3 protein-coding genes are annotated in these 3,858 nt (G+C 77.2%); 2 read left to right on the top strand and 1 reads right to left on the bottom strand.

Annotated features, from left to right (window positions below; translation table 11 throughout):
- A partial coding sequence (locus tag B7L92_RS38200; RefSeq protein WP_255311359.1) for an SCO1167/SCO6262 family helicase occupies positions 1-1,901 on the top strand: 1,901 nt, incomplete at its 5' end.
- Complete coding sequence (locus B7L92_RS38195; RefSeq protein ID WP_081241644.1) at positions 1,898-3,166, top strand: SWF or SNF family helicase; 1,269 nt, start codon at positions 1,898-1,900, stop codon at positions 3,164-3,166. The genes B7L92_RS38200 and B7L92_RS38195, both read left to right, overlap by 4 nt.
- Positions 3,167-3,200: 34 nt before the next feature.
- Here B7L92_RS38195 and B7L92_RS41310 read toward each other — a convergent pair whose 3' ends face one another.
- On the bottom strand, positions 3,201-3,680 hold the full coding sequence (locus B7L92_RS41310; protein ID WP_170102291.1) for a hypothetical protein: 480 nt from the start codon (positions 3,678-3,680) through the stop codon (positions 3,201-3,203).
- Positions 3,681-3,858: the final 178 nt, after the last annotated feature.

Below are 3,858 nucleotides of genomic sequence, written 5' to 3'. Positions count from 1 at the left end.
CGCCGGCCAGCGCCCGGGCGCTGGCCGGCGCGGGCGTCGAGGTGCACTGGCCCAGGGAGCTGGTCCGCGGACTCACCACCCGCGCGGAGATCGGTCCCGCGGACGGCGCGCCGGAGTCCGGAAGGGCCGACTTCTCCCCGGGGCCGTCGTCCCTGTCCGCCGACGCGCTGCTCGCCTTCGACTGGTCGTTCGCCGTGGGCGACCGGCTCCTCACCCGCGAGGAACTGGACCGGCTCGCCGAGGCGAACCGCCCCCTGGTGCGGCTGCGCGACCAGTGGGTCCTGATCGACCCTCAGGAGGTGCTGCGCGCCCGGGCCCGCCGGAGCCGCGGGATCACACCGCTCGACGCGCTCGGCGCGGCCCTGACGGGCTCGGTGGAGGTCGACGGCAGCCGGATCGAGGTGCGCGCCACCGGATGGCCGGCGGCGCTGCGGGACCGGCTCGCGGACCCCGAGGCCCAGGAGCCGGTCGGGCAGCCGGCCGCCCTCGCCGCCACCCTGCGGGACTACCAGCGGCGCGGCCTGAACTGGCTGGCGCACATGACCTCCCTGGGCCTGGGCTGCTGTCTCGCCGACGACATGGGCCTGGGCAAGACCGTCACCCTCATCGCCCTGCACCTGCACCGGCAGAGCGATCCCGCGGCGGCGGGGCCCACCCTCGTGGTCTGCCCGACCTCGCTGATGGGCAACTGGCAGCGGGAGATCGAGCGGTTCGCGCCCGGCACCCCGGTGCGCCGCTTCCACGGGGCGCGGCGCGACCTGGACGGCCTGGCCGACGGCGAGTGCGTGCTCACCACGTACGGCACGATGCGGCTGGACGCGCCCCGGCTCGCCGAGGTCGCCTGGGGGATGGTCGTCGCCGACGAGGCCCAGCACGTGAAGAACCCGTACTCGTCCACGGCCCGGCAGCTGCGTTCCCTCGGCGCACGCGCGCGCGTGGCGCTCACCGGCACGCCGGTGGAGAACAACCTGTCGGAGCTGTGGGCGATCCTCGACTGGACGACGCCCGGGCTGCTGGGCCGGCTCGGCACCTTCCGCAGGCGGTACGCGGACGCCGTCGAGGGCGGGCAGGACCCGGCCGCGGCGGACCGGCTGGCCCGGCTGGTACGGCCGTTCCTGCTGCGTCGCCGCAAGTCGGACCCGGGGATCGCCCCCGAGCTGCCGCCGAAGACGGAGACCGATCACGCCGTGTCGCTCACCCGGGAGCAGGCGGGGCTGTACGAGGCCGTGGTGCGCGAGGCGCTGGCGGAGATCTCCGGCGCGGACGGCGCGGCCCGGCGCGGGCTGATCGTGAAGCTGCTGACCGGCCTGAAGCAGATCTGCAACCACCCGGCGCAGTTCCTCAAGGAGGAGCGGCCCGTGGTCGCGGGACGGTCCGGGAAGCTGGAGCTGCTCGACGAACTCCTCGACACGGTCCTCGCCGAACGGGCCGGCGTCCTGGTGTTCACGCAGTACGTGCGGATGGCCCGGCTCCTGCAGCGGCACCTGGCCGCGCGGGGCGTACCGGAGCAGTTCCTGCACGGCGGCACGCCGGTCGCCGAGCGCGAGGCCATGGTGCGCCGCTTCCAGGACGGCGAGGTCCCGGTCTTCCTCCTGTCGTTGAAGGCGGCGGGCACCGGTCTGAACCTCACCCGCGCGGAGCACGTCGTGCACTACGACCGCTGGTGGAATCCGGCGGTCGAGGCGCAGGCGACCGACCGCGCGTACCGCATCGGCCAGACCCGGCCCGTGCAGGTGCACCGGATCATCGCCGAGGGAACGGTCGAGGACCGCATCGCCGAGCTGCTGGTCCGCAAGCGGGAGCTGGCCGACGCGGTGCTGGGCTCCGGCGAGGCGGCGCTCACGGAGCTGACGGACGCGGAGCTGGCGGAACTGGTCGAACTGCGAGGAGGACCGCGATGACCCGGTACGACGATGACCAGGCCGACGGTGAGCGCACCTTCGCCGCGCTGCTGCCCGTGCGGGGGCGGGGTTCCGTGCGGACGTGGTGGGGCCGGGCCTGGCTGACCGCGCTGGAGGGCACGGCGCTGGACGCCGGACAGCTCAAGGCGGGCCGCGGGCTCGCGCGCGCGGGAGCGGTCGGCGCGGTGTCCGTGCGGCCGGGACGCATCACGGCGGTCGTCCGGGACCGCGACGGGACGGCCCACCGGGCGGACGTCCTGCTGCAGGAGCTGTCCGGGGAGCAGTGGGACCGTTTCCTGGCCATGGCCGTCGAACGGGCCGGGCACGTCGCGGCGCTGCTCGACCGGGAGATGCCGACGCACCTGGTCGAGGACGCGGAACTGGCCGGGGTGGAACTGCTGCCGGGCCTCGGCGATCTGGAGCCGGAGTGCGACTGCGGCGCCTGGGACCACTGCGGTCACACGGCGGCGCTCTGCTACCAGGTGGCCCGGCTGCTGGACCGGGACCCGTTCGTCCTGCTGCTGATGCGCGGACGCGGGGAACGCACCCTGCTGGACGCGCTCCAGGCGCGCGGTGACGCGTCCGCCGGTCCGCCCGCCCGGCCGGAGGGCGTGGACGCGGCCGAGGCGTACGCGGCCGGGGACATCCTGCCCCCGCTGCCCGACGTTCCCGCGCTTCCCGCGGAGCCGGGAACTCCGCCGTCGCTGGACACGGAGACCGCGCCCGGTGCCGGGATCGACCCGCGTGCGCTGGAGTTCCTGGCCGGCCGTACCGCGGCACAGGCCCACCGCATGCTGGCCGAGGCGCTCGGGGAGGGGCACGGGCCGCGGCCCGGGGAACCGGAGCCGACGGTGGCGCGGGACGCGGTGCGGCTGGCCGCCGGGGACCCCGGACGGGCCGCGGCGGACCGGCTCGCGGACGGGTCGGGGCGCGGCCGGGAGGGGCTGGCCGTGGCCGTGCGGGCCTGGCGGCACGGCGGACCGGCGGCGCTGGACGTGCTGGACGGGGAGTGGACGCCGGACGCCGGGAGCCTCGCCCGCGCGCGTGCCGCGCTGGGGGCGGCCTGGGACGAGGACGAGCGGCCGGCGCTGCGGGCCCGGGCCGACCGGTGGACGGTCGTCGGCGCCTGCGTCCAGCTGCGGCTGGGACGCGACGGCCGGTGGTGGCCGTACCGCAAGGAGCGCGGCCGGTGGGTCCCGGCGGGGGGCGCCGCCCGGGACCCGGCGACGGCACTGGCCTCGGCGGAGCGCGCCTTCGGGGAGTGAGCGCCGCCCCGGGGCACGCCCGGCGGCCACGGCGTCAGGGCACCCCGGCGTCCCCCAGGGACGGCAGCAGGGATTCCAGACCGCTCGGCAGGTCGCTGGGCACTCCGCTCGGCAGCTCGGTGGGGAAGCCGGACGGCAGCTCCGTGGGGAAGCCGGACGGGAGCCGGCTCGGCAGATCGCTGGGCAGCTCGGAGGGGATGCCCGGCGGCAGGTCGGGCAGGCCGCCGGTGTCCGTGCTGCTCCCGGTGGGCTCCCCGTCCGGCGAGTCGTCGTCGCCCGAGGCCGTCAGCACGACGAAGACGACGGCCGCGACGGCCACGATCGCGGTGAGCAGGACGAGCACCATCCTGCGCCCGCCGGGGCCGCGTTCCGGTCCGCCCCGGTCGTCGGGCGGCCCGGGCGGCCGGGGCGGCGGCGCGCCGCCGTGCGAGGGCGGTCCGAAACCGCCGTCCGGGGGCGGTGTGCCGTCCGGCGGGCCGGACGGCGGCTGGGGCGGTACGGGTGGCGTGGCCATGCGCACCATGGTCGCCGCGGGCACCCGGCCTGCGCGAGGGCGCCGCGCGGAAGTTGACGCGGACTCAGGGCACCGGTGCCGTGCTTCCGGCGTATTCCGTACGGAGAGCGCGCCGTGCGGAACCGCGGCGCGCGGAACCGCGGCACGCGCGGGGGCTCCGGCGCCCGCGCGGGCGCCG

It is taken from the genome of Streptomyces viridosporus (assembly GCF_002078235.1).
Taxonomy (GTDB): domain Bacteria; phylum Actinomycetota; class Actinomycetes; order Streptomycetales; family Streptomycetaceae; genus Streptomyces; species Streptomyces viridosporus.
Note: the sequence above shows the minus strand (reverse complement) of the source record. Positions and strands in the feature narration are given on the sequence as shown.

What these genes read in the sequence shown, in the direction of transcription:
- B7L92_RS38195 (WP_081241644.1), top strand. Translation starts at nt 1,898, where the DNA reads ATGACCCGGTACGACGATGACCAGGCCGACGGTGAGCGCACCTTCGCC.
- B7L92_RS41310 (WP_170102291.1), bottom strand. Translation starts at nt 3,680, where the DNA reads ATGGCCACGCCACCCGTACCGCCCCAGCCGCCGTCCGGCCCGCCGGAC.